This window comes from Aeromonas sp. 601027 (genome assembly GCF_049174455.1).
GTDB lineage: Bacteria > Pseudomonadota > Gammaproteobacteria > Enterobacterales > Aeromonadaceae > Aeromonas > Aeromonas veronii_A.
Genome location: NZ_JAAKTN010000010.1, coordinates 130,207 through 155,234, shown reverse-complemented (window position 1 = coordinate 155,234; position 25,028 = coordinate 130,207). Strand labels below are relative to the sequence as shown.

Annotated in this window: 20 protein-coding genes and 1 pseudogene; 19 read left to right on the top strand and 2 right to left on the bottom strand. The window is 59.3% G+C overall.

What is annotated here, in order from left to right:
• Positions 1-106: 106 nt before the first annotated feature.
• The 5 genes and pseudogenes from G5193_RS14310 (at position 107) to ruvC (ending at position 8,009) form a co-directional block, all read left to right on the top strand.
• Positions 107-760: a TetR/AcrR family transcriptional regulator gene (locus G5193_RS14310; RefSeq protein WP_421206238.1), complete on the top strand. Its 654-nt coding sequence runs from the start codon at positions 107-109 to the stop codon at positions 758-760.
• A 48-nt stretch (positions 761-808) separates the two neighbouring features.
• Positions 809-3,148, top strand: coding sequence for an acyl-CoA dehydrogenase (locus G5193_RS14305; RefSeq protein WP_005353557.1), 2,340 nt, complete (start codon positions 809-811; stop codon positions 3,146-3,148).
• 166 nt (positions 3,149-3,314) lie between these two features.
• Positions 3,315-6,377, top strand: coding sequence for an efflux RND transporter permease subunit (locus G5193_RS14300; protein WP_421206237.1), 3,063 nt, complete (start codon positions 3,315-3,317; stop codon positions 6,375-6,377).
• A gap of 15 nt (positions 6,378-6,392) precedes the next feature.
• Positions 6,393-7,372: pseudogene (locus tag G5193_RS14295) on the top strand (efflux RND transporter periplasmic adaptor subunit).
• Between the two features lie 115 nt (positions 7,373-7,487).
• On the top strand, positions 7,488-8,009 hold the full coding sequence (gene ruvC / locus G5193_RS14290) for a crossover junction endodeoxyribonuclease RuvC (protein WP_005334512.1): 522 nt from the start codon (positions 7,488-7,490) through the stop codon (positions 8,007-8,009).
• A 142-nt stretch (positions 8,010-8,151) separates the two neighbouring features.
• Here ruvC and G5193_RS14285 read toward each other — a convergent pair whose 3' ends face one another.
• Positions 8,152-9,342: a MalY/PatB family protein gene (locus tag G5193_RS14285; RefSeq protein WP_323910586.1), complete on the bottom strand. Its 1,191-nt coding sequence runs from the start codon at positions 9,340-9,342 to the stop codon at positions 8,152-8,154.
• An 88-nt stretch (positions 9,343-9,430) separates the two neighbouring features.
• A complete protein-coding gene (gene malX / locus G5193_RS14280) occupies positions 9,431-11,002 on the bottom strand; it encodes a maltose/glucose-specific PTS transporter subunit IIBC (RefSeq protein WP_115522584.1) in 1,572 nt (523 codons plus the stop codon).
• Positions 11,003-11,282: 280 nt separating this feature from the next.
• Here malX and G5193_RS14275 point away from each other — a divergent pair, with 280 nt between their 5' ends.
• From G5193_RS14275 to mnmA, 14 genes are all read left to right on the top strand, one after another.
• Positions 11,283-12,320: a Mal regulon transcriptional regulator MalI gene (locus tag G5193_RS14275; protein WP_323910585.1), complete on the top strand. Its 1,038-nt coding sequence runs from the start codon at positions 11,283-11,285 to the stop codon at positions 12,318-12,320.
• Positions 12,321-12,626: 306 nt separating this feature from the next.
• Positions 12,627-12,890 carry a hypothetical protein gene (locus tag G5193_RS14270; RefSeq protein WP_088869536.1) on the top strand — a complete coding sequence of 88 codons (264 nt, stop codon included), beginning with the start codon at positions 12,627-12,629 and terminating at the stop codon, positions 12,888-12,890.
• Positions 12,891-13,255: 365 nt separating this feature from the next.
• Positions 13,256-13,528, top strand: a complete 273-nt coding sequence (locus G5193_RS14265; RefSeq protein ID WP_139407914.1) for a hypothetical protein — start codon at positions 13,256-13,258, stop codon at positions 13,526-13,528.
• 83 nt (positions 13,529-13,611) lie between these two features.
• A complete protein-coding gene (locus G5193_RS14260; RefSeq protein ID WP_139407916.1) occupies positions 13,612-14,334 on the top strand; it encodes an NYN domain-containing protein in 723 nt (240 codons plus the stop codon).
• A gap of 45 nt (positions 14,335-14,379) precedes the next feature.
• On the top strand, positions 14,380-15,096 hold the full coding sequence (locus G5193_RS14255) for a sugar isomerase domain-containing protein (protein WP_421206236.1): 717 nt from the start codon (positions 14,380-14,382) through the stop codon (positions 15,094-15,096).
• A 105-nt stretch (positions 15,097-15,201) separates the two neighbouring features.
• Positions 15,202-15,717, top strand: a complete 516-nt coding sequence (locus G5193_RS14250; RefSeq protein WP_421206235.1) for an AAA family ATPase — start codon at positions 15,202-15,204, stop codon at positions 15,715-15,717.
• 11 nt (positions 15,718-15,728) lie between these two features.
• On the top strand, positions 15,729-16,505 hold the full coding sequence (locus tag G5193_RS14245; protein ID WP_266134038.1) for a phosphotransferase family protein: 777 nt from the start codon (positions 15,729-15,731) through the stop codon (positions 16,503-16,505).
• A gap of 535 nt (positions 16,506-17,040) precedes the next feature.
• Positions 17,041-18,948, top strand: coding sequence for a PTS fructose transporter subunit IIABC (locus G5193_RS14240; RefSeq protein WP_421206234.1), 1,908 nt, complete (start codon positions 17,041-17,043; stop codon positions 18,946-18,948).
• Positions 18,949-19,526: 578 nt separating this feature from the next.
• A complete protein-coding gene (gene uhpT, locus G5193_RS14235; RefSeq protein ID WP_005334609.1) occupies positions 19,527-20,933 on the top strand; it encodes a hexose-6-phosphate:phosphate antiporter in 1,407 nt (468 codons plus the stop codon).
• A gap of 218 nt (positions 20,934-21,151) precedes the next feature.
• The gene (locus tag G5193_RS14230) at positions 21,152-21,457 is read left to right on the top strand and encodes a PTS fructose transporter subunit IIB (RefSeq protein WP_113740754.1); all 306 of its coding nucleotides are present in this window, start codon (positions 21,152-21,154) and stop codon (positions 21,455-21,457) included.
• The gene (locus G5193_RS14225; protein WP_421206233.1) at positions 21,457-22,224 is read left to right on the top strand and encodes a PTS sugar transporter subunit IIA; all 768 of its coding nucleotides are present in this window, start codon (positions 21,457-21,459) and stop codon (positions 22,222-22,224) included. The genes G5193_RS14230 and G5193_RS14225 overlap by 1 nt, the downstream gene beginning before the upstream one ends.
• A 104-nt stretch (positions 22,225-22,328) precedes the next feature.
• Entirely contained in the window at positions 22,329-23,252 is a 924-nt protein-coding gene (rluE, locus tag G5193_RS14220) for a 23S rRNA pseudouridine(2457) synthase RluE (RefSeq protein ID WP_421206232.1), read from the top strand.
• Complete coding sequence (locus G5193_RS14215; RefSeq protein WP_227343090.1) at positions 23,252-23,749, top strand: NUDIX hydrolase; 498 nt, start codon at positions 23,252-23,254, stop codon at positions 23,747-23,749. The genes rluE and G5193_RS14215 overlap by 1 nt, the downstream gene beginning before the upstream one ends.
• A gap of 150 nt (positions 23,750-23,899) precedes the next feature.
• A complete protein-coding gene (mnmA, locus tag G5193_RS14210; RefSeq protein WP_421206231.1) occupies positions 23,900-25,006 on the top strand; it encodes a tRNA 2-thiouridine(34) synthase MnmA in 1,107 nt (368 codons plus the stop codon).
• Positions 25,007-25,028: the final 22 nt, after the last annotated feature.

Genomic DNA, 25,028 nt, shown 5'->3' with positions numbered 1-25,028 from the left:
TTTGCTTTTTTCATCGAAAAACATTCCGCTAACACTCATTCACATTCTCTTGACACTTCACGTTATGAAACGTACTTTTTAAACATTCGTTTAAGTGAGGTGTCCAGTGAGTAAAATCGATACCAAAAACCGTATTCTCGACGCCGCTGAAGTGCTGTTTGCCGAGCGGGGATTCGCCGATACCTCTTTGCGTCTGATCACCAGTGAGGCCGATGTCAATCTGGCATCGGTGAACTATCACTTCGGCTCCAAGAAGGAGCTGATCCAGGCGGTGCTCGACCGCTATCTGAGCCTGTTTATGCCCGATCTGGATGCGCGCCTGCGGGTACTGATGGAGCAGGAGCAGCTGACCCTGCTGCAACTGTTTGAAAGCTTTGTAGAGCCGCTGATGAAGCTCTCGGCGGTGCGGGCCAACGGCCCGGCCATCTTCATGCAGTTGCTGGGGCGCGGCTATATCGACAGCCAGGGCCACCTGCGCCGCTTTATCACCGCCCACTACGGCGCCATTCTGATGCGGATCACCCAGGCCATCTCCAAGGCCAATCCGGCCCTGTCGCCGGCAGATCTCTTCTGGCGCCTGCACTTCACCCTGGGCACCGTCGTATTCACCATGGCCTCTGCCGATGCCCTGCGCGACATCGCCCTGGCCGACTTTGGCCAGCAGCTCGATGTAGAAGGGCTGGTGCGCAACGTTATTCCTTATCTGGCGTCCGGAGTCGGGGCGCCCGTGGAGTCGACCAGGCTCTCCCTGGCCGTGTAACAACCAACAATAAATCAACGGAAACAGTGAAATAGAAGGAACTTCGGTATGATCACATTGCTTGTCCTGCTGGTGCTGGCGATAGCCGTTGTGCTCGGCGTACCCTCCATCCGTAAAAAGGTGGTAACCCGTCCGGTGTTCGGCATCTTCAAAAAGATACTGCCGCCCTTGTCAGCTACCGAGCGGGAGGCCATGGAAGCCGGCTCCGTCTGGTGGGATGGCGAGTTGTTTCGCGGCAACCCCGACTGGAAAAAACTGCACGGCTACGGCAAGGCCGAACTGACCGCAGAGGAGCAGGCCTTTATCGACAATCAGGTCGAAACCCTGCTCGCCATGGTTGATGACTTCAAGATCGTCAACGAAACCAAAGACCTGCCGGAGCCGGTGTGGGACTATCTGAAGAAGGAAGGCTTCTTCTCCCTGATCATCCCGAAATCCTACGGCGGCCGCGAGTTCTCGGCGATTGCCAACTCCACCATCGTCACCCGCATCGCCACCAAGAGCCTGAGCGTGGCGGTCACCGTCATGGTGCCGAACTCTCTCGGCCCGGGTGAGCTGCTGATGCACTACGGCACCCAGGCCCAGAAAGATTTCTGGCTACCGGGGCTGGCCAACGGCAAGGAAGTGCCCTGCTTCGCCCTGACCGGGCCGGAGGCGGGCTCCGATGCCGGCGCCATTCCTGACAAGGGGATCGTCTGCAAAGGGATGCACAAGGGTGAAGAGGTGCTGGGTATTCGCCTCAACTGGAACAAGCGCTACATCACCCTGGCGCCCCGCGCTACCGTGCTGGGGCTGGCGTTCAAACTCTATGACCCGGAAAAACTGCTGGGTGACAAGGAAGAACTCGGCATCACCTGCGCCCTCATCCCCACCAGCCACCCGGGCGTGCGCGTCGGCGATCGCCACTACCCCATGGGTCTGGCGTTCCTGAACGGCCCGACTTTCGGCAAGGATGTGTTTATTCCGCTCGACTGGATCATCGGCGGCCCGGATTACGCCGGTCGTGGCTGGCGCATGCTGGTGGAGTGCCTCTCCGCCGGTCGCGGCATCTCGCTGCCTGCGCTGGGCACCGCTTGCGGTCACATGGCGAGCCGCACCGTGGGCGCTTACTCCTACGTGCGTAAACAGTTCGGCATGTCCATCGGCAAGTTTGAAGGGGTGCAAGAGGCGCTGGCTCGCATCGGCGGCCTCACCTATCAGCTGGAAGGGGCCCGTCGCATGACCGCCGGTTCGCTGGATTTGGGTCAGGCACCGGCCATCGTCACCGCGATTTCCAAGTACCACATGACCGAAATGGCGCGTCAGATCATGGATGACTCCATGGACATCCACGCCGGTCGTGCCATCCAGCTGGGCCCGAAAAACTACACCGGCTACGCCTACATGGGTATTCCGGTCGCCATCACGGTGGAAGGGGCCAACATCCTGACCCGCAACCTGATGATCTTCGGGCAAGGGGCTACCCGCTGCCACCCGTACGTCTTTGCCGAGCTGGAAGCGGCAGCCGATACCGACGTGGAACGCGGTCTCGAGAAATTTGACGCCCTGCTGATGAAGCACATCGCCTTCGGCGCCGGCAACTTCTTCGGTTCCCTGTTCCAGGGGCTGACCCTGGGTCAGTTCAACAGCGCGCCGGTGGCCGGTGAAACCGCCCGCTACTACAAACAGCTGTCCCGTATGAGTAAAGGGCTGGCCCTGTGCGCCGACGTCTCCATGCTGATGCTGGGGGGCGATCTCAAGCGCAAGGAGATGATCTCCGCCCGTCTGGGTGACGTGTTGAGCCACCTCTATCTGGCCTCCGCCACCCTCAAGCACTACGAGGATCAGGGCCGCATGGTCTCCGATCTGCCGTTCGTGCAGTACGCGGTGGAGCGCAACCTCTACCTGATTGGCAAGGCGTTCGAGGGCTTCTTCCAGAACTTCCCGAACAAGGTGGTGGGTGCCGTACTCAAGCGCGTGGTGTTCCCGTTCGGCGTCGGTTACAAGATGCCGGCCGACGATCGCTGCCACGCCATCTGTCTGGCCATGATGAAGCCGGGCGAGTTCCGCGACCGTCTGACCGCCCTCTGCTACGTGGGCAAAGACGAGGCGGATCCGGTCGGTCTGATGGAGCGTGCCTTCCAGGCCATGGTCGCCGTGCAGCCCTACGAGAAGAAGCTGGTGCAGGCCCAGAAAGAGGGCAAACTGCCCCGCAAACTGGCGCTGCCGGAGCTGGTTGCCGCCGCACTGGCCGGTTCCATCCTGAGCAAGGACGAAGCGGACAAGCTGCTGGCCGCAGATGCCCTGCGCTACGAAGCCATTCAGGTAGACAACTTCGCCCCGGGAGAGCTGGAAGGCTTCTCCCAGCAAGCAAACAAGCAGCCAAACAAGGTCGAGCACGCCGCCTGATCCCCTGGCAAACCAGTACCAAACCGGCCCTCGTGGCCGGTTTTTTGTTTGCTAACCATGCATTTACAAGCCGGGAGAATTCCAGTTAAATGCTTGAGTCCCTGTTGCAGGGACTTTGGAAGCAAGGCCAGCGGAATGGCCGATAACAACAACTCAGGAAGAGTGAATGAATCTCGCCAAAACGGCGATCGAACGCCCCATCTGGGTGGCGGTCTCGATCGTGCTGATTTTCCTGCTGGGCCTGCTCAGCATCCGGGGACTGCCGATCCAGCTGTTCCCCGACATCGACCGTCCACACCTCAACATCTCGGTGAGCTGGCGTTCCGCCTCGCCGCAAGAGATGGAGTCGGAGATCACCGACCCCATCGAGCAGGAGATGCAGGGGGTTCAGGGGCTCAAGAGCCTTGTCAGCAACAGCTATCCCGGCTTTACCGAAATCGACATGGAGTTTGCCCTCGGCACCGACATGCAACGGGCCCAACTCGATGTGATTTCGCGATTGAACCGGGTCTCGGGATTGCCGGACAAGATCGGCGGCCCCTACGTCAACAACTACAGCAGCAACGACACCCTCACCTTCTTCTTCATCCAGCAGCTGCCCGGTGCCAAAGGAGTGATCGATGATCATCAGGCGCTGATCGAGGCGCGGGTCAAACCCGAGCTGGAGCGCATCGAAGGGGTCTCGACAGTCGCAGTCGAGGGGATCAACGAGCGCCAGATCCAGATCCGCTTCGACCCCTATCGCGCCGCCGAGCTGGGGGTGGAGATCCCGGTGTTGGCCAGCCGGGCCACCACCGGCTGGGACGTATCGGCCGGTACCCTCGACATTGGTCGCTGGGAGTACAAGCTGCGCTTCGCCGGTCGCTACGATGTCGAGACGCTGGGGGACAAGGTGGTGGACTGGCGCGATGGCCTGCCCATCTATCTGCGGGATGTAGCAGAAGTAAGGGTGGCCAGGGAAGAGAACCCGGTGCTGCGGATCCAGAACGGCAATACCGCCATCGCCGCCCAGATCTTCAAGGAGAGCGGTGCCAATGCTCTGGCATCCCTTGAGGCGATCAAGGCTCGGGTGAACGAGCTCAACCGCGAGGTGCTGGAGCCGATCGGGCTGCACATGGAGCAGTCGTTCGATGCCTCCCTCTACATCAATCGCGCCGTCAGCATGGTCACCGCCAACCTGGGGCTCGGGGTGCTGCTCTCCTGTGCCATCCTCTGGCTCTTTCTGCGCCAACTCAAGGCGACCCTGATGATTGCCCTCGCCATCCCCATCAGCATCATGCTCACCTTCAGCCTGCTCAAGGTGATGGATCGCACCCTCAATATCATCTCGCTGGCAGGCATCGCCTTTGCCGTCGGTATGGTGCTCGATGCCGCCATCGTGGTGCTGGAGAGCATCTACCGGCGCCACGAGCGGGGGGATTTGAGCAAGGCGGAGGCGGCGCTCGAAGGTACCCGTCAGGTGTGGACGGCGCTGGTCGCCTCCACCCTCACCACGGTCGCCATCTTCCTGCCGGTGCTGCTGCTCAACGATGTGGAGGGTCAGCTGTTTGCCGATCTGGCGCTCACCATCGCCTGCGCCGTGACGGTCTCCATGCTGGTCGCCGTCATCGTGCTGCCCGCGGTGGCGGCGCGCTGGATGGGGCGTGAAACGCTGACCGATCCCTATGAGTCGCTGTGGCAGAGCACCACTCGTCATGTGATCCGCTGGACCTCGACCTCACGCCAGCGCTGGACAGTCATCACCCTGATGATGAGTCTGCCGGCACTGGCCACCTGGGCGCTGCTGCCCAAGATGGACTATCTGCCGGACGTGAAACGGGACGCGGTGGATGTCTGGATGAACTTCACCCCCGGGGTCAACCTCAAGGCCCAGCGCGAAGAGGTGATCGATACCCTGATCGCCCGCCTTGCCCCCTACATGAAGGGGGAGAAAGAGCCTGCCCTCAAGAACTACTACATCTTGCGCTACCCGGGGGGCGCCCAGATTGGCGTGCGCCCCAAAGACGAAAACCGCATCAAGGAGCTGGAGAGCCTGTTGATGAAGCAGCTGCTGGTGGGTATTCCCGACACCCGGGTGTTCGGCGGTCAGGGGTCGCTGTTTGGCGGCTTTGACAGCGAGAACGGCGTCTCCCTGCTGCTGCAGGGAGGCAACCTGCCCGAGCTCTATCAGGCGGCCCGAGCCAGCATGGGGATCCTCAGCAAGGACCTGCCGGGAGCACAGATCCGGCCCGAGCCGAGTCTCGACTTCACCGCCCCCGAGCTCAAACTGGTGCCGCAAGATCGACGTCTCGCCGAAGTGGGTTGGGATCGCACACCCCTGCCCGCCATCATCCAGACCTTTGGCGACGGCTTGCGGGTTGGCGAGTATTTTGACGGCGAAGATCGGCTCGACATCATGCTGATGGGGCAGAGCTCCGCCAATCCGGACGAACTGAAGGCAGTGCCGCTGGCCACCCCCTCCGGGCGCATCGTTCCCCTTGGCGAGCTGCTGCGGGTAGAGCACGACATGGGCCCGGCCAGTATCTTCCGGGCCGATGGGCGGCGCAGCATCAGCCTGCAGATAGCACCTCCGGCGGGCATGACCATGGAGCAGGTGATCGACACCCTGAAAAACCGCAGTTTTGCCGCCATCCGCCCCCTGCTGCCCGCCGGTGGCGAGCTGCGCATTGCTGGCAACGCCGACAGCCTGCAACAGGCGCTCGACAATCTGGGGACCATCTTCCTGTTCGCCGTGGTGATCCTGCTGGTGCTGCTGTGGGGAGTGTTTGCCTCCCTCAAGGATGCGCTACTGGTGCTGCTCACCCTGCCCCTAGCCTCGGTTGGCGGCGTGCTGGCGCTGCAACTGAGCGGGCTGCTGGTGCCGCTGCCGATGGATCTGCTCACCATCATCGGCTTTGTCATCCTGCTGGGACTGGTGGTCAACAACGCCATCCTGCTGGTGCATCAGACCCGCACCGCCGAGCGGGACGGCATGAGCCGTCAGCTGGCGGTGGCCGATGCCCTGCAAAGCCGGATGCGCCCCATCGCCATGACCAGTCTCACCAGCATCTTCGGCATGCTGCCGCTGATGCTGAGCCCGAGCGAAGGGAGTGAAATTTACCGCGGGCTCGCCACCGTCATTGTCGGCGGCATGAGCTGCAGCACCCTGTTTACCCTGATCCTGTTGCCTGCCTTCCTGCGTCTCGGGGAACAGGTGGCGATCCCACAACCCCTGCGCCAGCGGGCCTGAGCAAGGAGCTCATCGATGACACACATGATTACCCGAATGTTGGCTGGCGCTGCGCTGATTGCAGGCAGTGCGCTACCGGTATTGGCCGATCAGGGCAAGATGGTGACCCTGGCGGATGTGACCCAAGGGGATGCGGCCGGGTGGAATGGATCGCCGAATTTGGCAGCCGGGTCAAAAAAGGGGATGAGCTGCTGCGCCTCGACAGCGCGGCGCTGCGCCTCTCGCTGGAGCAGGCTCGCGCCGAGCAAGCGAAATGGCAGAGCAACTTGCGCTTCGCTCGCGCCGAATCCCAGCGGATCACCCGACTGCACCAGCAAAAGAGCGCCTCCCAGAGCCAATACGACAAGGCCAGTTACGATGTGGAGCAGGCCGCGCTGGCCGAGCGGCTGGCCGCCATACAGGTGAACCAGATTGAGGAACAGCTGCGCCGCAGCCACATCTATGCCCCGTTCGACGGAGTGGTGAACAACCACTTCATCCAGCCCGGCGAGCATGTGGACGCGGGCGAGCAGGCGCTGGAGCTGGTCAACCCGGATCAGCCGGATATCCGCCTGCAAGCCCCCATTCTATGGGCCCAGCAGCTGGCGCCGCAAACCCGGCTGCGGGTGGAGGGGGAGCAGCTGAGCGGTCACGGCGTCTATTACCAGCGAGCCGCCAGCGCCGATCCCAAGTCGCGCCTCATCGAGCTGCGCCTCAAACCGGAAGCGGGCAACTTCATCATCGGCTCGCCGGTAAGGGTTGCCCTGCCACTAGGGGATCAGCAAAGCATGCTGCTGCCCCGGGATGCTCTGGTGCTCGGCACCGATGGCAGCGTTGTCTATCAGGTGGCGCGAAGCGGCAAGTCGCTCAAGGTGAATCGGGTGCCGGTCACCGTGCTGTTTGGCGACAGCCAGCAGGTGGCGGTGAGCGGCGCCCTCAAGCAGGGGGATCGGGTGGTGGTACGCGGTGCCGGCAGCCTGCAGGATGGCGACACCATAGAATTGTTCAAGGGCTAGCCACGCTCGACGCAAGCTGGCCAATCTTTGCCCGCTTGACCCGGGACATACAGCCAAAAGGGCCACAGTTTGCTATCTTGGCGGCCATCACTCGCGTTTAGAGCAATCAACACCCATGAGCATTATTTTGGGCATCGATCCGGGTTCGCGGATCACCGGATACGGGGTTATCCGGGTCGTGGGCGGCAAGGCCGAATACTTGGGCTCTGGCTGCATCCGCACCGATTGCGGCGAGCTGCCGGAGCGCCTCAAGCAGGTTTATGACGGGGTATGCGAGATCATCACCCAGTTCAAGCCCACCGAGTTTGCCATCGAGCGGGTCTTTATGGCCCGCAACGCTGACTCGGCCCTGAAACTGGGGCAGGCCCGGGGCAGCGCCATCGTCGCAGCAGTCAATGCCTACCTGCCGGTGAGCGAATACTCCGCCACCCAGATCAAGCAGGCGGTGGTCGGCACCGGCGGCGCCGCCAAAGAGCAGGTGCAACATATGGTGACCCATCTGCTGAAACTCTCCGCCACCCCGCAGGCGGATGCGGCGGATGCCCTCGGCGTCGCGCTCTGCCACCTGCACACCCGCCAGAGCCTGATCAAGATGGCCGGCCGTGCCAGCAGCTCGGTACGTGGCCGCTATCGCTGAGCCCTTGTGTCGTCCACGACTCATCTCGGTATCGCAAAATAAAAAACCGCCCCGTAAATCCGGGGCGGTTTTTTATATTTCCCCACATAACGGGGCCATCACTGATGGCCCCGTTATGTTTCTCATGTTGAATGGATTTGCTCTACCCCACCTCCCCCAGCGCGCCGATCAGGGCGTCGAGCCCCTGGTCAACCTTCGAGCGCGGGCAGCCGACGTTGAGGCGGATATAGCCTGTGCCTTCGGGGCCGTAGGTGTCGCCGCGCATGATGGCGACCCGGTATTTCTCCACCAGCAAGGTTTGCAATTCATTCATCCGTTCGGTGGTGTCGATGCCAAGACCGTTCAAGTCAATCCAGGCGAGATAGGTTCCCTCGGGCACCCGATAGTCGATGGCGGGGAAGGCTGCGTTGAGGCGCGCCGCTACGTGGGCGAGATTGCCGTGCAGGTAGGATTTGAGCGCATCGAGCCAGGCAGCCCCGTCCCGATAGGCGCTGATATGGGCCAGCACCCCGAGAATGGGCGGCGATGATAGGCCATGGGCCGCCTTGAGCCGCTGCAGATAGGAGGCCCGCGCCGCGGCGTTGGCGATAAAGGCGTAGGCGCCGCCAAGGGCGGGAATATTGAAGGATTTGGAGCCCGAGCTCACCAGCGCCCAGTGATCGTCCGGTGCCACCTCGCTCCACGGCAGGTAGCGGGCAAAGCTCACATCCATATGGATGTCGTCCGAGATCACCTTGACCCCGTGGCGCTGACAGATGGCGGCCATCCGGCCCAGTTCATCCCGCGTCCAGACCCGGCCGGTGGGGTTGTGGGGGCTGCAGAGCAGCAAAATCCGGCAATCGGGACGAGCGGCTTGCTGCTCGAAGCAGGCCCAGTCGATCTGGTAGCTCCCCTCTGTTTTTTTGAGCGGACAGGGCAGCAGCACCCTGTCGTTGGCAGTCAGCATATTGCCGAAGGCGTCGTAGGCGGGGGTATGCACCAGCACCCCCTCACCCGGCGCCGACCAGAGGCTCACCAGCTGGGCAATCACATAGATGACCGAGGGGCCGTAGACCAGCGTCTCGGGGTCGAGGCTCGCCCCGTGGCGGTGGGCAAACCAGTCGCTCACCGCCCCTTTGAAGTCGTCGTGATTCCAGCGGCTGTAGCCAAATACCCCGTGCTCCAGGCGAGTTGCCAAGGTCTGGCGAATGCAGGGGGCGGTCTCGAAATCCATGTCGGAGATGGTAAAGGGGAGCAGATCGGCATGGCCAAAACGGTCGGCTACATAGTCCCACTGAGTGCAGTAGGTGCCGTGGCGGTCGACCACATGGTCGAAGTCATAAATATCGTGCATGAAGTTTCTCCCTCCATAAACAGGAGACATATTGGGAGAGGCAAACAAGGGGGGGCTTGCGCCCCCCGTTCGGATTTTATTGGCCGGTTCAGGCCCCCATCAGGCTCTGCAGCTGGTTTTTCACCAGATGCACCTGCGGGCCGATCACCACCTGCAGGTTGTGCTCGTCGAGCTTGATCACCCCGATGGCGCCGTTCGCTTTCAGTACCTTGTCATCGACCCGGCTCATATCCTGCACCGACATCCGCAGGCGGGTGATGCAGTTATCGAGCGCGAGGATGTTATCAGCGCCGCCCAGCGCATTGAGGATGATTTCACCGTTGTAACCGCTGTTGCCTGCCTTCTTGCCTGCGGGCTGGGCAGCCTCGCTGGTCTCGATTTCGCGACCGGGGGTTTTCAGGTTAAAGCGCACGATGGCGAAGCGGAACACGCTGTAGTAGATGGCAAACCAGATGGCCGCCGCGACCGGCACCAGATACCACTTGGTGGCGGTGCCCTGCAGCACGCCGAACACCAGAAAATCGATGAGGTTGCCGTCCGTGTTGCCGATGGTGACGCCGAGCAACCCCATGGTCATAAAGCCCAGACCGGTCAGGATGGCGTGAATAACGTAGAGCACCGGTGCCACGAACAGGAACAGGAACTCCAGCGGCTCTGTGATGCCGCCGATGACGCAGGCCACCACGCCGGAAACCAGCAGTGCCTTGATCTTGCCGCGATTTTCCGGGCGGGCGCAGTGATACATGGCGAGCGCCGCACCCGGCAGACCGCCGAGGAAGGCAGGCATCTTGCCCTGAGAGAGGAAGGAGGTGGCAGAGACCGAGAAGCCGCTGGTGTCGGCGCAGGAGAGCTCGGCGTAGAAGATATTGAGGGCGCCGCTCACCTCGTGACCACATACCAGCTGGGTGCCGCCCGCTTCGGTAAAGCGAATAAGCGCCACCAGAATGTGGTGCAGGCCGAGCGGCAGCAGCAGACGCTCACCGGTACCGAACAGGAAGGGGCCGAAGGGACCGGCGTGGGAGATGAGCGCCCCGATGCCATTGATGCCGGCAGCAAACCAGGGCCAGACGAACGGCACGACCAGACCGACTACACCCAGCACCAGCGCGGTGATGATGGGCACGAAGCGGGCACCGCCGAAGAAGGCGAGCGCATCGGGCATCTTGTAGGTGTAGAAACGGGCGTGGAGCTTCGCGACGATCACCCCGACGATGATGGCCCCCAGAATCCCGGTGTCGATGGAGCTGATGCCGAGGATCGATTTCACCCCGTAGGCCTTCTCCGCCGCCGCGTCACCGATGACGTTAGCCACGGTGAGGTAGAAGTTGATGGAGAGGTTGAGCGCCGCATAGCCGACGAAACCGGCAAAGGCCGCGACCCCCTTCTCTTCTCGCGCCAGCCCGAGCGGAATGGCCACCGCAAACATCACCGGCAGGTAGATAAAGGCCACCAGCCCCACCTTGGTCATCCAGAGGAACAGCAGTTGCAGCACGGTATTGTCGAGGAAGGGCATGCTCTGCTTGACCGCATCGCTGGTGAGCGAGCTGCCGACACCGAGCAAAATGCCCGAGAAGGCCAGCAGGGCGACCGGCAACATAAAGGTCTTGCCGAGGCTCTGCAGGAACTCCCAGATGGTGGATTTGGCTTGAGGCTTGGCCATGAAACGGCTCCTTGTGAATAGACAGCAATATCTGCGGCTGCCCTCCCCCGCTCGAGGCAATCTCGAAGCAAAAGGCGCGGGTCAGCATCAGGTTTTGCTGGATGATAAAACGTTTTATCAATTTACAAGTGCCGACAGGATCACAGAATAAGGGGGCTGGCTGACGGCAGGATCCAAATTTGTGAGCCGGATCGGCCAGATGGTGATGTAACGTTTCACTTGGGCATATGAGCAGGTATGCTGGGGCCTCGCTTTCAACTGTCCGTCGTCCATTCGCCCTATGTCGCCCAAATCCCTCTCTGCCAAAGCCACCAAGATCACCGATGTCGCCCAGCGGGCGGGAGTGTCGGTCACCACCGTCTCCATGGTGCTCAACGGCAAGGGACGTATCTCCCCGGCCACCGCCGAGCGGGTGCAACAGGCGATAAAAGAGCTCGACTATGTGCCCAACAGCGCCGCCGCCAACCTGCGCAGCCAGCAGTCCAATCTGGTGGGGCTGATCCTGCGCGACATCACCGACCCCTTCTATACCGAGGTGACCGCCGGGGTGAGCGAGGTGCTGGAGCAGCAGGGCTATCTGCTGTTTCTGACCCAGTGCGGCCACAGCCCGGAGCGGCTGCAGCAGAGCATCCACTCCCTGTCACGGCAAGGGGTGGCGGGCATCATCTTCAATCCGGTGCGCGGCGCGGCGGCCAAAACCCTGGAAACCCTGCTCGACTCCGAGCTGCCGGTGGTGTGCGCCGCCCGCTCCTACTATCGGGATGACGTGGACTTTATCGGCCCCGACAACACCCACGCCGCCAAGCAGGCCACCACCTACCTTATCGAGCAGGGGCACCGCCATATCGCCTATGTCGGCGGGCGGGCCGACTCCCTCACCCGTGCCGAGCGGATCGGCGGCTACTGCGCCAGCCTGCTGCAATATGGCCTGCCCTTCAAACCGGAGTGGGTACTGGAGTGCGAGCGCACCCAGCGCAGCGCCGCCGACACCATCGCCCAGCTGCTGCACCAGCATCCCAAGGTGACCGCCGTGCTCTGCCACTACCCCGAGGTGGCGCTCGGCGCCATCTATGGCGTCGAGACGAGCGGCCGCACCGTGGGCAAGGACAACTACATCGGCCAGCAGGTGGCCCTGCTCGGCTTTGACGATGTGGCGGAGGCCGAACTCACCTCCCCCGCCCTCACCTTCGTCAGCTCACCGGCCCGCGAAATCGGCCGTCAGGCGGCAAAACGACTGCTGACCCGGATGCAGCAACCCGAGCTCGCCCCCAACCGCCATATCATCACCCCCAATCTGCAAAAACGGGAGTCGGCCTGAGCTGGCTGGACAAGCCCGAGCTCGCCCCACCCGCCATATCATCACCGCTCACCAGCAAACCGCAGAAGCGAGAATCAGCCTGAGCTGGCTGGACAAGCCCGAGCTCACCCCACCCGCCATATCATCACCACTCACCAGCAAACCGCAGAAGCGGGCATCGACCAGAGGCACACGGCTGCGGCGCGCGGGCAAATAACAAAGAGGGGGCGCAAAAATGTGAGCCTGCTCACTGCGTCAGCAAGGAGAGATTGAGAGCCAAGTGGAGAGGAATATGATGGGCGCCTGCCTCACTTCACGAGCCCATTTATGAGCAACCCGCACGACCAGAACCCGCCGAGTGAAATCCATCGCTGTGACAAATGCAGGGAGCGTACCCGCCATCTCGTGGTATTGGTCGCCCGCGATCACAGCCAGGACATCATGCCCAAGGATCCGCGCAAAGCCTTCTGGCAAGCCTTTACTTCCAGCAGCATCACCAACTGGGCGTTTGGTGAAACACTGGCCTACCAGACCACCCATGTAAAACATCTTATTTGCGAACGCTGCGGGGAGAAGTTTCTGGAGTATTGAGTGGCGATAGTACCCGGCAAGAAGTGACGCTCAGCTTGCGGTCACTTTACCAAGCGGTCAGATAACAGCCGATTATTAAGCAATTTATTGATCTTTGGCAGGTTTTTGCCCGACTGCGGTTTTACCCTGCCCCTCTCTCGATTAATATGCTCCACTTGGCAACCACTCTTGCAGAGATAACCCTGTGCAGCCGTTTCGCCATCCACCACATCGCCGGATAACCGCAGCAGGCTGGAGGCTGTAATCCACGGGCGGTAGCGTGGGCTTTGCTTCCAGCAAACAATATGAATTCAAACCTAAATACCAAATAATTATTTAAATAATTAGCAGTGATATAACCTTCATTAAAAGGTGGGTAGCTCATAATGAAAATAGATACCAACAACATTAAAAATGTTGATTTAAAAAACCATCTTCATTTTAAAATCTTCATTGTTGGAACTTCAAATAGAAAAGGTAGTGGGAGAAATAATTGCTCTGGCTATAACATCAACAAACATATATTCAATGGGATGTCTGTTGACGAGTATCAAAATATGATTATTGAAAACTTCTCTAAGAGTGATCCTCAATACTCTTTAACCAAACACTTAAAATATGACATTGAAAAAGGTTTTATTGAGCTTCATGGAATATAAACCTTAGTTCGCAATGAACATTTTACATATTTTAAATAAGTTTAAATTAATTCTTCCTTTTCATTAAAGACAGGGCCGTTTTTGTGAAAAAACAGAACTTTAATATCGCCGTATATATAGACATGGAAAATGTCTCATCTCTCGACTTTATCCTTGAAGATTTAATGAATTCTTTATTAAGTTCAGATGAAGGATTAAATAGCATTTTTGCAATAAAATCAGCATATGGTAACCAGTCTACGTCAAAAAAGACGCTAAAAGAACAAATCATAAACCATAACTTTACGATTTTGGATACACCCAAAATAGGAACAGAAAAAAATAGAGCTGACCTTTTTATCAGCTTAGATGCTTTTGAAACATTATATTTAGGAAACCCACAAATTGATCGCTATTGTTTTCTTACTAGCGATTCTGATTTCACTGTCATTGGTGATAGGCTAAGGAAATTTGGAAAAGAGGTTTGGTTAATTTGCAAGCGTAAGGATAAAGATAGAGCAATTCTTGCTAAATCTTTTGACAACCTAATTTTTCTAGAGGATTTTTCAACTAAAAACACTATTAAGATTGAAAATAAAATTGAGCGGTTGTTTGTCGCTGCGATCAAAAACATTAATAGAGATAAATTACCTACAAATGTTTCCATCGCAAATTCTAGTATGAAAACTATAGATCCAAGCTTCGATATTTCTAAAACAGAATATAAAGTATTCATGAATTTAGTCAGAGAAATGAGTAAAAATGGGTACATAAAATATGATTCTCTCCCATCAGGCTTAAATCGTCTCACGGAAATATTAATTTAAGAGAACCAGCTGACCATAACGATAATAGACAAGGATCCCGCCGTTATGTTTGAGTACGTCGAAAAACTGCAAACGCGCATCGCTACCATGGTCAGCCAGAACGAAGCCGGGATCCGGCAGGCGGCCCACTGGTTTAGCGAGGCCATCGTTCACAACCAGATGATCCATATGCTGGGCACCGGACACTCTCATATGGTCGGGCTGGAGGGGTTTATCCGTGCCGGTGGCCTTGGCAATATCAACGCCGTGCTCGACTCCACCGTCACCACAGCCGATGGCGCCCTGCGCAGTTCGGCGCTGGAAAAACTGCCCGGGCTTGCCGCCATCCTGTGGGAGGAGCAGCCGATTGCGCCGGGGGATCTGATGGTGGTCATCTCCAATTCGGGGCGCAACGCCCTGCCCATCGAGTGGGCCCAGCTTGCCAGAGTACGCGGCCACAAGGTGATCGCTATTACCTCGGTGGCGCAATCGGCACAAAATCCGAGTCGTCACCCTTCAGGCCAGAAACTGATGGAGCTGGCCGATCTGGTACTGGACAACTGCGTGCCGCCGGGCGATGGCCTGTGCGAAGTCAATGATCGGGTCACTGGCGCCTTCTCCTCCATCTCCGGCATGGTGCTGATCAATACGCTGGTAGTCGAAGCGCAGAAACTGGCGCTGGTACAAGGCGTCACCCCGCTTATTTTCTCCAGCCAGAATGTAGATGGCTTTAATAACGATGATGTTTACCGCCATTTCCAAGGGCGATTGAAGTCGATGTAAGCAATTAAGATATTGTCGCGGTAAACGTTGGGCTTCACTTCGTTCAGCTCCAACCTACGATGTTTGGCCCAACATACGAGATGTTCCAGAAAATAGCGCTCAGAGATGAAACGAATTCTGATTATTGGCAACTCGGGATCGGGCAAGAGCTGGTTGGCGGCTCGATTGGCTGAGCAGTTAACTATCCGAGAGGTCAATCTGGACACCATTGTCTGGCAACCGGGCGGCTTTAACCAAAAACGGCCCCAGCATGAGATTGATCATGCCATTCAAACACTTGCTCAAGAGCCATCATGGGTGGTCGAAGGGGTATTTGGTGCCCTGGCCGAGCAACTGCTTGATGCCGCCGATACCCTGCTTTTTCTGGATCTCGACTGGTCTGTATGCCGTGATTCACTGCTATCGCGCGGATCACAAAGTGCCAGGCAACGGGATGCAGTGGCAGCCGAAAAGAGCTTTCAACAACTGCTGGAGTGGGCATCGGAATATGGGCAGCGAGCCGGCAAAAGCTCCCGCCAATTCCATCGCGAGCTGTTTGATCGATTCCCAAACGACAAGCACCGTTTCACGACTCGCACAGAGGTACATAGCTATCTCACGCAACTGACCACTCATAGCTAACGGGGTAGAGGATGACGCAACAGGAGCTGGCGAAAATGGGGGGCGCTTCGGTAAGTATCCAGCTGCTGGATGGCAAACCCTGTATCAGAAAAAGCGGCGCATCGCCTGTCGAGCGCCATTTCTACCAACGCGCCGCACTTCATTTGAGCGGGCTCAACACTCCTACCCTGCTCAAGGTCGAAGGGGAGACCCTGTTCCTTGAGCAGATCCCTCATCCGGTCACGCTCACGCAGCTGCACCACAACGAACAGACCTTTGCTCAGCTGGCCAGCCTGCATAACGCCAACTATCAGCCCGACTTTGCGGTGAAAACTCACGGCTGGTCGCTCGTCGACACCAACGAAGCGCTCTCTGTACTCTGCCTGCCGGAAGCGGTAAACGAGAAGATCCGCCATATCCAGCAACTTGGTCACGAACTATTCGAGGAGTCATGCCTGATTTCGGGAGACAGCAATGAGGGCAACTGGGGCACCCGCAACAATGGTGAGCTGGTGTTGTTTGACTGGGAGCGATTTGGTTATGGCAGTCCGGCCATCGATCTGGCCCCGCTGGTGCCGCGGATGGGTTCGCTGGCTGAATATGAAACCATCATTGAACGCTATCTGTGCCACAGTTCGCTGCTCTCTGGCGACCGGTTGCTGCGCCATCTCGTCATGGCCAAGTGCTGGCTGATTATTGAAGTCACCAATCTGCTGACCAGAAGGGAGAAGCCGCAGGCACAGCAATATCTGGAGTGGTATCGGCAACAAGTTCCCAACTGGCTGGAGTCGGTGGCGCATATTGTGTAGTCCGTAGGTTCGAATAGCGGAGCGTATTCGGACGTTCGCGTTATAACCTATCTCTTTTCAGCCATCCCTCTCTTGCCACCACACTTTCTTCCCAAACAACGCCCCTCTGCGCTCGCCCAGCCAATGCGATTGGCCTCCGCCATCAGGCGCATAAAAATCCTAATCCGCCCGACGAAACTGCGACTTTTTGTGAGAAAGGTCACATCTTATAACGCCTTAAAACCACATATAAATCCAGACCCCGCTGGTGATTAATTTATTGACATGATGCATTACAAACCTGGTTACGAGACCAGTCACAATCCATTTATTTGTTTTTAAAGACAAAATTAGCAATAACCTGAAAATGGTGAGTCCTGCCTGAAAACGAGATCTTCATCACATCGCGTTTTGCTGCGCACAAAAATCCAGTGATTAGCACATTTGTCCGATAGGGAGGGTGCGGGTGAGCCGCGATAATGATCAGGTCATTTTTATCCAGTACGTCGATACGTACTCACGCATAGCTTCCGTCACCGGAAGCGGGGAGAGCGCCATGATCACCACCTTGATCAATGAACATCTGATCAACCTCGATTTGAAAGCGACGCGTAAGGAAGAGGTCTTCACCGAGATGGCCCGCCTGCTGGCGTCGCAAGGCAAGGTCAGCAACGAGCAGGCCTTTATCAAGGATCTGTGGGCCCGCGAAGATCTGGGTAACACCGGCTTTGAAGAGGGCGTGGCCCTGCCCCACGCCAAGAGTGCGGCGGTGTGCAATCCGGCGGTCGCCATCGGCATCAGTCGCAACGGCATCGAGTACGGCGCCGAAGATGGCAAGCCGTCCCACATTTTCTTTATGATCGCCTCCCCCGATGGCGGCGCCAACCACCATATCGAAGTGCTGGCCGAGCTCTCCGGCAAGCTGATCGAAGAGGGCTTTATCGCCAAACTGCTGGCGGCAAAAACCCCGGCCGATGCGCTGGCGCTGCTGCTGACCAAGAAAGAGGAGCAGAGCGCGGCCCCGACCACCAGCAAGGGCTTTATCATCGGTGTCACCGGCTGCCCGGCTGGTATCGCCCACACCTATCTGGCGGCCGAGTCGCTGGAGCGCGCCGCCAAGGAGCTGGGTTATGAGGTGAAGGTGGAGACCAACGGCTCCATCGGCGTCAAGAACAGCCCGACCGCAGACGAGATTGCCCGCGCCACCGCCATCGTGGTGGCCTGTGACAAGCAGGTGGACATGGCCCGCTTCGCTGGCAAGCCGCTCATCAAGACCGGCGTGAAAGCCCCCATCAAGGATGGCAAGGGTCTGATCGAGCAAGCCCTGAAAGCCCCCGCCTATGTGGCTGGCAAAGAAGATACAAAAGGTGAAGAGAAGAGCGCGGGTGGCAGTTCCGATCTCTATCGCTACCTGATGAACGGCGTATCGCACATGATTCCGTTCGTGGTGACCGGCGGTCTGTTGATTGCGCTGGCACTGGCCATCGGCGGCAACCCGACCCCGAGCGGCATGCAGATCCCGGAAGGGAGCATGTGGAACCAGATCCTCAACGTGGGCGTGGCCGCCTTCACCCTGATGATCCCCATTCTGGCGGGCTATATCGCCTACGCCATCGGTGATCGTCCGGCGCTGGCACCGGGCTTTATCGGCGGCTGGATCGCCAACAACGGCAGCTTCTACGGCGCTGATGCCGGGACCGGCTTTATCGGTGCCATCATTGCGGGCCTCCTGGTCGGTTATCTGGTGCGCTGGATTGCCACTCGCCAGTACCACAAGATGGTGCAACCGCTGGTGCCGATCCTGATCGCTCCCATCGTCGGCTCCCTGTTTATCGCTGCGGTATTCATCTTCATCATCGGCGCCCCGATTGCCGACATGATGACCGGCCTCAACGCCATGCTGCTCTCCATGAGCGGTGGCAGTCTGGTGCTGCTGGGTATCGTGCTCGGTGGTATGGCTGGTTTTGATATGGGTGGCCCGGTCAACAAGGTGGCGTTCCTCTTCTCCGTCGGCATGATCGCCTCCGGCCAGACCCAGTTTATGGGCGCCATGGCTTGCGCCATCCCGGCTGCGCCCCTTGGCATGTCGCTGGCGACCGTGCTCGGTCGCAAGCTCGGTATCTTCGATGCTTCTGAAATCGAAGCGGGCAAAGCTGCCGGCGCCATGGGTCTGGTGGGTATCTCCGAAGGGGCGATTCCGTTCGCCGCCCGTGACCCGCTGGCCGTTATCCCGGCCAACATTCTGGGCAGCATGACCGCCGCTGTGATGGCCTTCCTGTTTGGCATCACCAACAGCGTTGCCCACGGTGGCCCCATCGTGGCCCTGCTGGGCGCCGTCAACAAGCCGCTGCTGGCCCTGCTCTGCATGATCTGCGGTGCCATCGTCACCGGCGTGGTGGCGGTTGCCCTGAAAAAACTGCGGGTCAAGAAGAGTGACGAGGTGACCCTGGCCAAGGCGGCCTGAGTGCCCCCTCGCCATCGCGGCTCGTAAAACATGACAAGAGGCCACCCCACGGGGTGGCCTCTTGTTTTTGGGATGGCTGGCGGGCTGTATTCCCCAATATCGACACTCACGAAATGGTGGTCGATAAGCCCTATCCCTTAACTTCTCCCTTCACCTCTCCCCTTGCCTTTCCCTGGCTCCCTTCTGGCCTCTCCCCTCCTCAGCCCAGCACTCAAACAGAGCGCCAAACTGGCTGAAATGGCAGCAATCCGGCGTCAGCGGTGTGATGTTTCTCACGCTTTGTCCGCGAAAGCGCAAAAACTAGGAAAATTTCCTATCCCCACTAGGGATGGCTCTCAAGCCATTTTTTGCCCCTCTTATTAGAGTCACCCCACCTGATGTCGTGACCCGCACCGCGACGGGCAATGTGCCCCGTCATCCCGTGCCGGGCCCGGGTTTATATGGATGGAGCGTCGAGCGCAGCAACGGCTGACAGCCCCGACGTTCCGTTCTCCCTTCCGTGGCGTGACCTCGAACAACCTATCTACAAATGAGGGGCGCGGCGGAAATACCGTCTATCTCGCAGAGGATGAACGAAGATGTTGAAATTGCTCCAACAGGTCCGGGTCCCCACCCTGGACCTGCCAGTCGAAGCCCGGCGCAAGCTCTGGTTCAAGCCGTTTATGCAATCTTATCTGGTTGTATTTATTGGCTATTTGACCATGTATCTGATCCGCAAGAACTTCAACATTGCGCAAAATGACATGATCCAGGAGTACGGTCTCTCCATGACCGAGCTTGGCATGATCGGCCTTGGCTTCTCCATCACCTACGGGGTAGGCAAGACCATCGTCTCCTACTATGCCGATGGCAAGAACACCAAGCAGTTCCTGCCGCTGATGCTGATCCTCTCCGCGCTGTGCATGCTGGGCTTCAGTGCCAGCATGGGCGGCACCGGTTTCAGCCTCTACTTCATGATCTTCTTCTATGCCCTGAGCGGTTTCTTCCAGAGCTGTGGCGGTTCGTGCAGCTACTCCACCATCACCAAGTGGACCCCTCGCAACAAGCGCGGCACCTATCTGGGTATGTGGAACCTCTCCCACAACGTGGGCGGTGCCGGTGCGGCCGGTGTGGCGCTGTTCGGTGCCAACTACCTGTTTGATGGCAACGTGCTCGGCATGTTTATCTTCCCCTCCATCATCGCGCTGATCGTCGGCTTTATCGGCCTGCGCTTTGGTAGCGATTCACCGGAAGCCTATGGCCTTGGCAAGGTGGAAGAGCTGTTTGACGAAGTGGCGAGCGAAGAGGATATCGCCACCGAAGAGCAGAAGCTGACCAAGTGGCAGATCTTCGTGAAGTACGTGCTGCTCAACAAGGTGATCTGGCTGCTCTGCTTTGCCAACATCTTCCTCTACGTGGTGCGTATCGGTATCGACCAGTGGTCCACCGTCTATGCCCACCAGGAGCTGGGCTTCTCCAAAGATGTGGCTATTCAGGGCTTTACCTTCTTCGAAGTGGGCGCACTGGTCGGCACCCTGATGTGGGGTTACCTCTCCGATCTGGCCAATGGCCGTCGTGGTCTGGTTGCCTGTGTGGCGCTGGCGCTGATCATCGCGACCCTGGGTCTCTACCAGCATGCGACCACCCAGTTTATGTTCCTGGGTTCCCTGTTCACCCTGGGCTTCCTGGTGTTTGGTCCGCAGTTGCTGATTGGCGTCGCCGCCGTGGGCTTCGTCCCCAAGCAGGGCATCAGCGTAGCCGATGGCGTCAAGGGCACCTTCGCTTACCTGATTGGTGACAGCTTCGCCAAACTGGGTCTGGGCATGATCGCCGATGGCACCCCCATCTTCGGTCTGACCGGCTGGACCGGCACCTTCGCGGCGCTGGATATCGCAGCAGCCGCCTGTCTGGTGCTGATGGGCTGTGTCGCGGTCGCCGAAGAGCGCAAGATCCGCCGCATCAAGCGCGAACTGAAAGCCGCCGAGCTGGCCGCCCAGACCGCCTGATAGCCATAACAACAGAGGCAGATTGTTCAGGGTCACCCACAGGGGTGGCCCTTGTTTTTTGGGGAAACCCCACTCCCAACTAGCCCATATCAGCCTGCATTGCCGTTCAAGGGACGGGCATATCCCCATCAAGATCCCACTTTTCATATGGACTTTTGGTAAAAGCCCCCCGCTGGCGCTATCTTGTTGCTCCCCCTTGTCAGCATCACAGAGAGCAGATGAAGATCGTCGCCGTCACCGCTTGCCCGACCGGTATCGCCCATACCTATATGGCTGCCGATGCCCTGCAAAAAGCCGCCACTGGGCTGGGACTCAAGATCAAGGTCGAGACTCAGGGCGCCATGGGCATGGAAAACATGCTGACCGCCCGCGATATTGCCAGCGCCGACCTGGTGCTGATTGCCTCCGATATCGAGATTGAGCAGAAAGAGCGCTTCCTCGGCTGCCCCATCCATCAGGTGACACTGGAAACCGTGCTGCTGGATGCCAACGCCGTACTCAAGGCCCTGCCGATCCCGGCCTGATGCTGACCCGCGAAATCACCTTCTACTGCCAGCAGGGGTTGAGCATCACCCAGGCCAAGCAGTTGAACCGGCTGGCGGGGATGTTCAAATCCACCATCCGCTGTGCCAACCTCACCCGGCGCCAGACCGTTGCCGCCAGCAACCAGCTCTCCCTGTTGACCCTCGCCACCCAGCCCGGCGATCTCTGCCAGTTGCAAATTGAAGGGTGCGATGCCGAGCTCGCCCACATGGCCTTCACCTGCTGGTGCGGCGAACTGGGTCAACCGCTGGTGCGCCCACGCACCGCCGCGCTGGCGGAGTTGCGACTGGCCAACGTCCTGCCCGACTACCATTTTGCCCTGCGCCAGCTGGCCCACAGCCCCGAACCGCTGACCAAGGCCGAAGCGCTCGAGCATCTTATCGATCTGCTGCCCGCCGAACTGATCACCGACCGCGCCACACTGACCGCCGCGGTGGAGCGGCGCGAGCAGGTCTCGGCCACCATCATCCGCCCCGGCCTTGCCATGCCTCATGTATTGAGCGAAGGGATCAGCCAGCCAGCGCTGACCCTACTCAATTGCAAGGAGCCCATTGAGTGGGGCTCTCAAATCGGGCCGGTGCAGACCGTTATTCTGCTAGCGGTGCCGGTTGGTAGCGGACGGGAGACCCTGCGCCCCCTTACCCGACTGGCGCAGGCGATGATCGACGATGTGGTCAGCCACGCCCTGCTGTTGGCGGGCTCGGCCCCCGCCCGTCAGGCTATCGTGATCGAGAGCCTGCTGAGCTAGGCGAAGTGGCTCTGGGCGCTGCTTGCTGTAACGCCAGCCATTCATCCAGCCCTCAGCACCCTGTGGTACACTCGCTGCCATCGTCTGTCTGAAGTGTGTATCCGATGAAATCTCCCCGCTCCCGTCTCTCTGTCAGCCGCGCGCCGCGCGATAACGCCCCGCGCACGGCGGCCAAACCAGCCGCCCCCCGCCATGCATCCCCCCGCAAACCGGAGCTGGCCCCAGAGGATCGCAAATTGCTCCTGCTGAACAAGCCCTACATGGTGCTCTGCCAGTTCACCGACGAGGCGGGCCGCGAGACCCTCAAGGATTACATCAAAGAGCCCGGCATCTATGCCGCAGGGCGGCTCGATCGCGACAGCGAGGGGCTGCTGCTGCTCACCAACGATGGCAAGCTGCAGGCACGCCTCACCCAGCCGGGGGAGAAGACCCCCAAGACCTACTGGGTGCAGGTAGAAGGCATCCCGAGCGAGGAGAAACTGGCCGCCCTGCGCGCCGGGGTGGAGCTCAATGACGGCATGACCCTGCCCGCCGGGGCGCGCATCATGGATGAACCTGCGGTGTGGCCGCGCAATCCGCCGATCCGCGAGCGCAAGGAGATCCCCACCAGCTGGCTGGAGATCAAAATCATCGAGGGACGCAACCGGCAGGTACGGCGGATGACCGCCCATATCGGCCACCCCACCTTGCGCCTTATTCGCTACGCCATCGGCGACTGGACCCTGGATGGACTGGCACCCGGCGAGAGCCGCAGCCTGCCCGCCCCCGAGCTGGTGCCGAGCTCCAGCAGCCGCCCGCGTCCCTCCTCATCTCGTTCAGGCGCTTATACCGCCAAACCGGCCAAACCGGCAGGGGAGGCACCACGGCGGGCCAGCCAGCCGAGACGGGACGAGCGCCCCCGCAGCACTCACCCAACCGAGCGCGCAGCCACGAACCCGACCGGCGGCAAACCCCGCAGCAGCGGTCGAGGAACGGCACGCAGACCCGCCCGTGCGGGCAATCCCAATAACAACGACAAGGAGTCATGATGAGCAATCAGGCAGAGCAATCGGCCACCAGCCACGCCCGCATGGAGGCGCGCCTGACGGTCGCCGCCCTGGTGCAGTGGCAGGGGCGCTTTCTGGTGGTGGAAGAGGAGATAAAAGGCCAGCGCCGTTTCAACCAGCCCGCCGGCCATGTGGAGCCGGGGGAAAACCTGCTTGAAGCGGCCTGTCGTGAGCTGAAAGAGGAGACGGGTCTGACCGCCACGCCGACCGCCTGGCTTGGTACCTATCTGTTCAAACCGGCCGACAGCGAGGCCACCTATGTGCGCACCGCCATCATCTTCGACCTTGAAAAAGCGCCGGGTCAGCACCATCCAGAGGATCCTGACGGCGATATCCTCGCCTGCCACTGGCTCACCCTGGAGGAGATCGCCGAGTGCAAACCGGCCCTGAGAAGCCCGCTGGTGTGGCAGTGCATCGAGGATTATCTGGCGGGAACACGCCTGCCGCTCTCGGCGCTCAAGGCCTTTATCCAGAGCTAGGGACAGAGCAGGCATCCGCTGGCAATCGCCACAAGAAAAACGATTTCCTGTCGCAAGGTTCCTGATGGGGACAGTGGCATGGAGATGTGACCGGGGGCGCAAAACTCTGGTAGAATACGCCCCGTTTAAACGAACTGGTAACTTCGACTAATGACAGACAACAGCCAAATCAAGGTGATCGTCGGCATGTCCGGCGGCGTGGATTCTTCCGTCTCGGCCTACCTGCTCCAGCTGCAGGGCTATCAGGTCGAAGGCTTGTTCATGAAGAACTGGGAAGAAGACGACACGGACGAGTACTGCTCTGCCGCCCAGGATTTGGCTGATGCCAAGGCCGTCTGCGACAAGCTGGGGATGAAACTCCACACTATCAACTTCGCGGCCGAGTACTGGGACAATGTGTTCGAGCACTTCCTCGAAGAGTACAAGGCTGGCCGCACGCCAAACCCCGATATCCTTTGCAACAAGGAGATCAAGTTCAAGGCGTTCCTCGAATTTGCCGCCGAAGAGCTGGGTGCCACCTACATCGCCACCGGCCACTATGTGCGCCGTGACGACAGCGCCGGCCGCCCGCGCCTGCTGCGCGGTCTCGATACCAACAAGGATCAGAGCTACTTCCTCTATACCCTGAGCGAGAAGCAAGTGGGTCAGAGCCTGTTCCCGGTTGGCGATCTGGAGAAGCCCGAGGTGCGCCGCATCGCCGAGCAGCTGGATCTCATCACCGCCAAGAAGAAAGACTCCACCGGTATCTGCTTTATCGGCGAGCGCAAGTTCAAGGACTTCCTGGCCAAGTTCCTGCCCGCCCAGCCCGGTAAAATCGAGACCGTGGATGGCAAGGTGATCGGCGAGCATCAGGGTCTGATGTATCACACCCTGGGCCAGCGCAAGGGGCTCGGTATCGGTGGTCGAAAGGATGCCACCGAAGAGGCCTGGTATGTGGTCGACAAAGAGGTCGAGCGCAACGTGCTGGTGGTGGCGCAGGGCGAGCATCCTCGCCTCTACTCCGATGGCCTGATTGCCAGCCAGTTGCACTGGGTGGATCGCACTCCCATTCGCGAGCCGCGTCGCTGCACCGTCAAGACCCGCTACCGTCAGCAGGATATCCCCTGCCTGATCCAGCCCATCGACGACGAGACCATCCGGGTCATCTTCGACGAGAAACAGGCTGCGGTGACCCCGGGCCAGTCCGCCGTCTTCTACGACGGGGAAGTGTGTCTGGGCGGCGGCATCATCGAACAACGTTTCAGCCATCCGGTTTGAATCCTTAACAGAAGGCAGCAGA

Bases quoted from the DNA above. Each gene is read 5' to 3' on its own strand.
- rluE (WP_421206232.1), top strand. From the start codon at position 22,329: ATGAAATCTCCCCGCTCCCGTCTCTCTGTCAGCCGCGCGCCGCGCGAT.
- G5193_RS14240 (WP_421206234.1), top strand. From the start codon at position 17,041: ATGATCACCACCTTGATCAATGAACATCTGATCAACCTCGATTTGAAA.
- G5193_RS14305 (WP_005353557.1), top strand. From the start codon at position 809: ATGATCACATTGCTTGTCCTGCTGGTGCTGGCGATAGCCGTTGTGCTC.
- G5193_RS14270 (WP_088869536.1), top strand. From the start codon at position 12,627: ATGAGCAACCCGCACGACCAGAACCCGCCGAGTGAAATCCATCGCTGT.
- G5193_RS14215 (WP_227343090.1), top strand. From the start codon at position 23,252: ATGAGCAATCAGGCAGAGCAATCGGCCACCAGCCACGCCCGCATGGAG.
- G5193_RS14275 (WP_323910585.1), top strand. From the start codon at position 11,283: ATGTCGCCCAAATCCCTCTCTGCCAAAGCCACCAAGATCACCGATGTC.
- G5193_RS14255 (WP_421206236.1), top strand. From the start codon at position 14,380: ATGTTTGAGTACGTCGAAAAACTGCAAACGCGCATCGCTACCATGGTC.
- uhpT (WP_005334609.1), top strand. From the start codon at position 19,527: ATGTTGAAATTGCTCCAACAGGTCCGGGTCCCCACCCTGGACCTGCCA.
- mnmA (WP_421206231.1), top strand. From the start codon at position 23,900: ATGACAGACAACAGCCAAATCAAGGTGATCGTCGGCATGTCCGGCGGC.
- G5193_RS14250 (WP_421206235.1), top strand. From the start codon at position 15,202: ATGAAACGAATTCTGATTATTGGCAACTCGGGATCGGGCAAGAGCTGG.
- G5193_RS14225 (WP_421206233.1), top strand. From the start codon at position 21,457: ATGCTGACCCGCGAAATCACCTTCTACTGCCAGCAGGGGTTGAGCATC.
- ruvC (WP_005334512.1), top strand. From the start codon at position 7,488: ATGAGCATTATTTTGGGCATCGATCCGGGTTCGCGGATCACCGGATAC.
- G5193_RS14265 (WP_139407914.1), top strand. From the start codon at position 13,256: ATGAAAATAGATACCAACAACATTAAAAATGTTGATTTAAAAAACCAT.
- G5193_RS14230 (WP_113740754.1), top strand. From the start codon at position 21,152: ATGAAGATCGTCGCCGTCACCGCTTGCCCGACCGGTATCGCCCATACC.
- malX (WP_115522584.1), bottom strand. From the start codon at position 11,002: ATGGCCAAGCCTCAAGCCAAATCCACCATCTGGGAGTTCCTGCAGAGC.
- G5193_RS14245 (WP_266134038.1), top strand. From the start codon at position 15,729: ATGACGCAACAGGAGCTGGCGAAAATGGGGGGCGCTTCGGTAAGTATC.
- G5193_RS14285 (WP_323910586.1), bottom strand. From the start codon at position 9,342: ATGCACGATATTTATGACTTCGACCATGTGGTCGACCGCCACGGCACC.
- G5193_RS14300 (WP_421206237.1), top strand. From the start codon at position 3,315: ATGAATCTCGCCAAAACGGCGATCGAACGCCCCATCTGGGTGGCGGTC.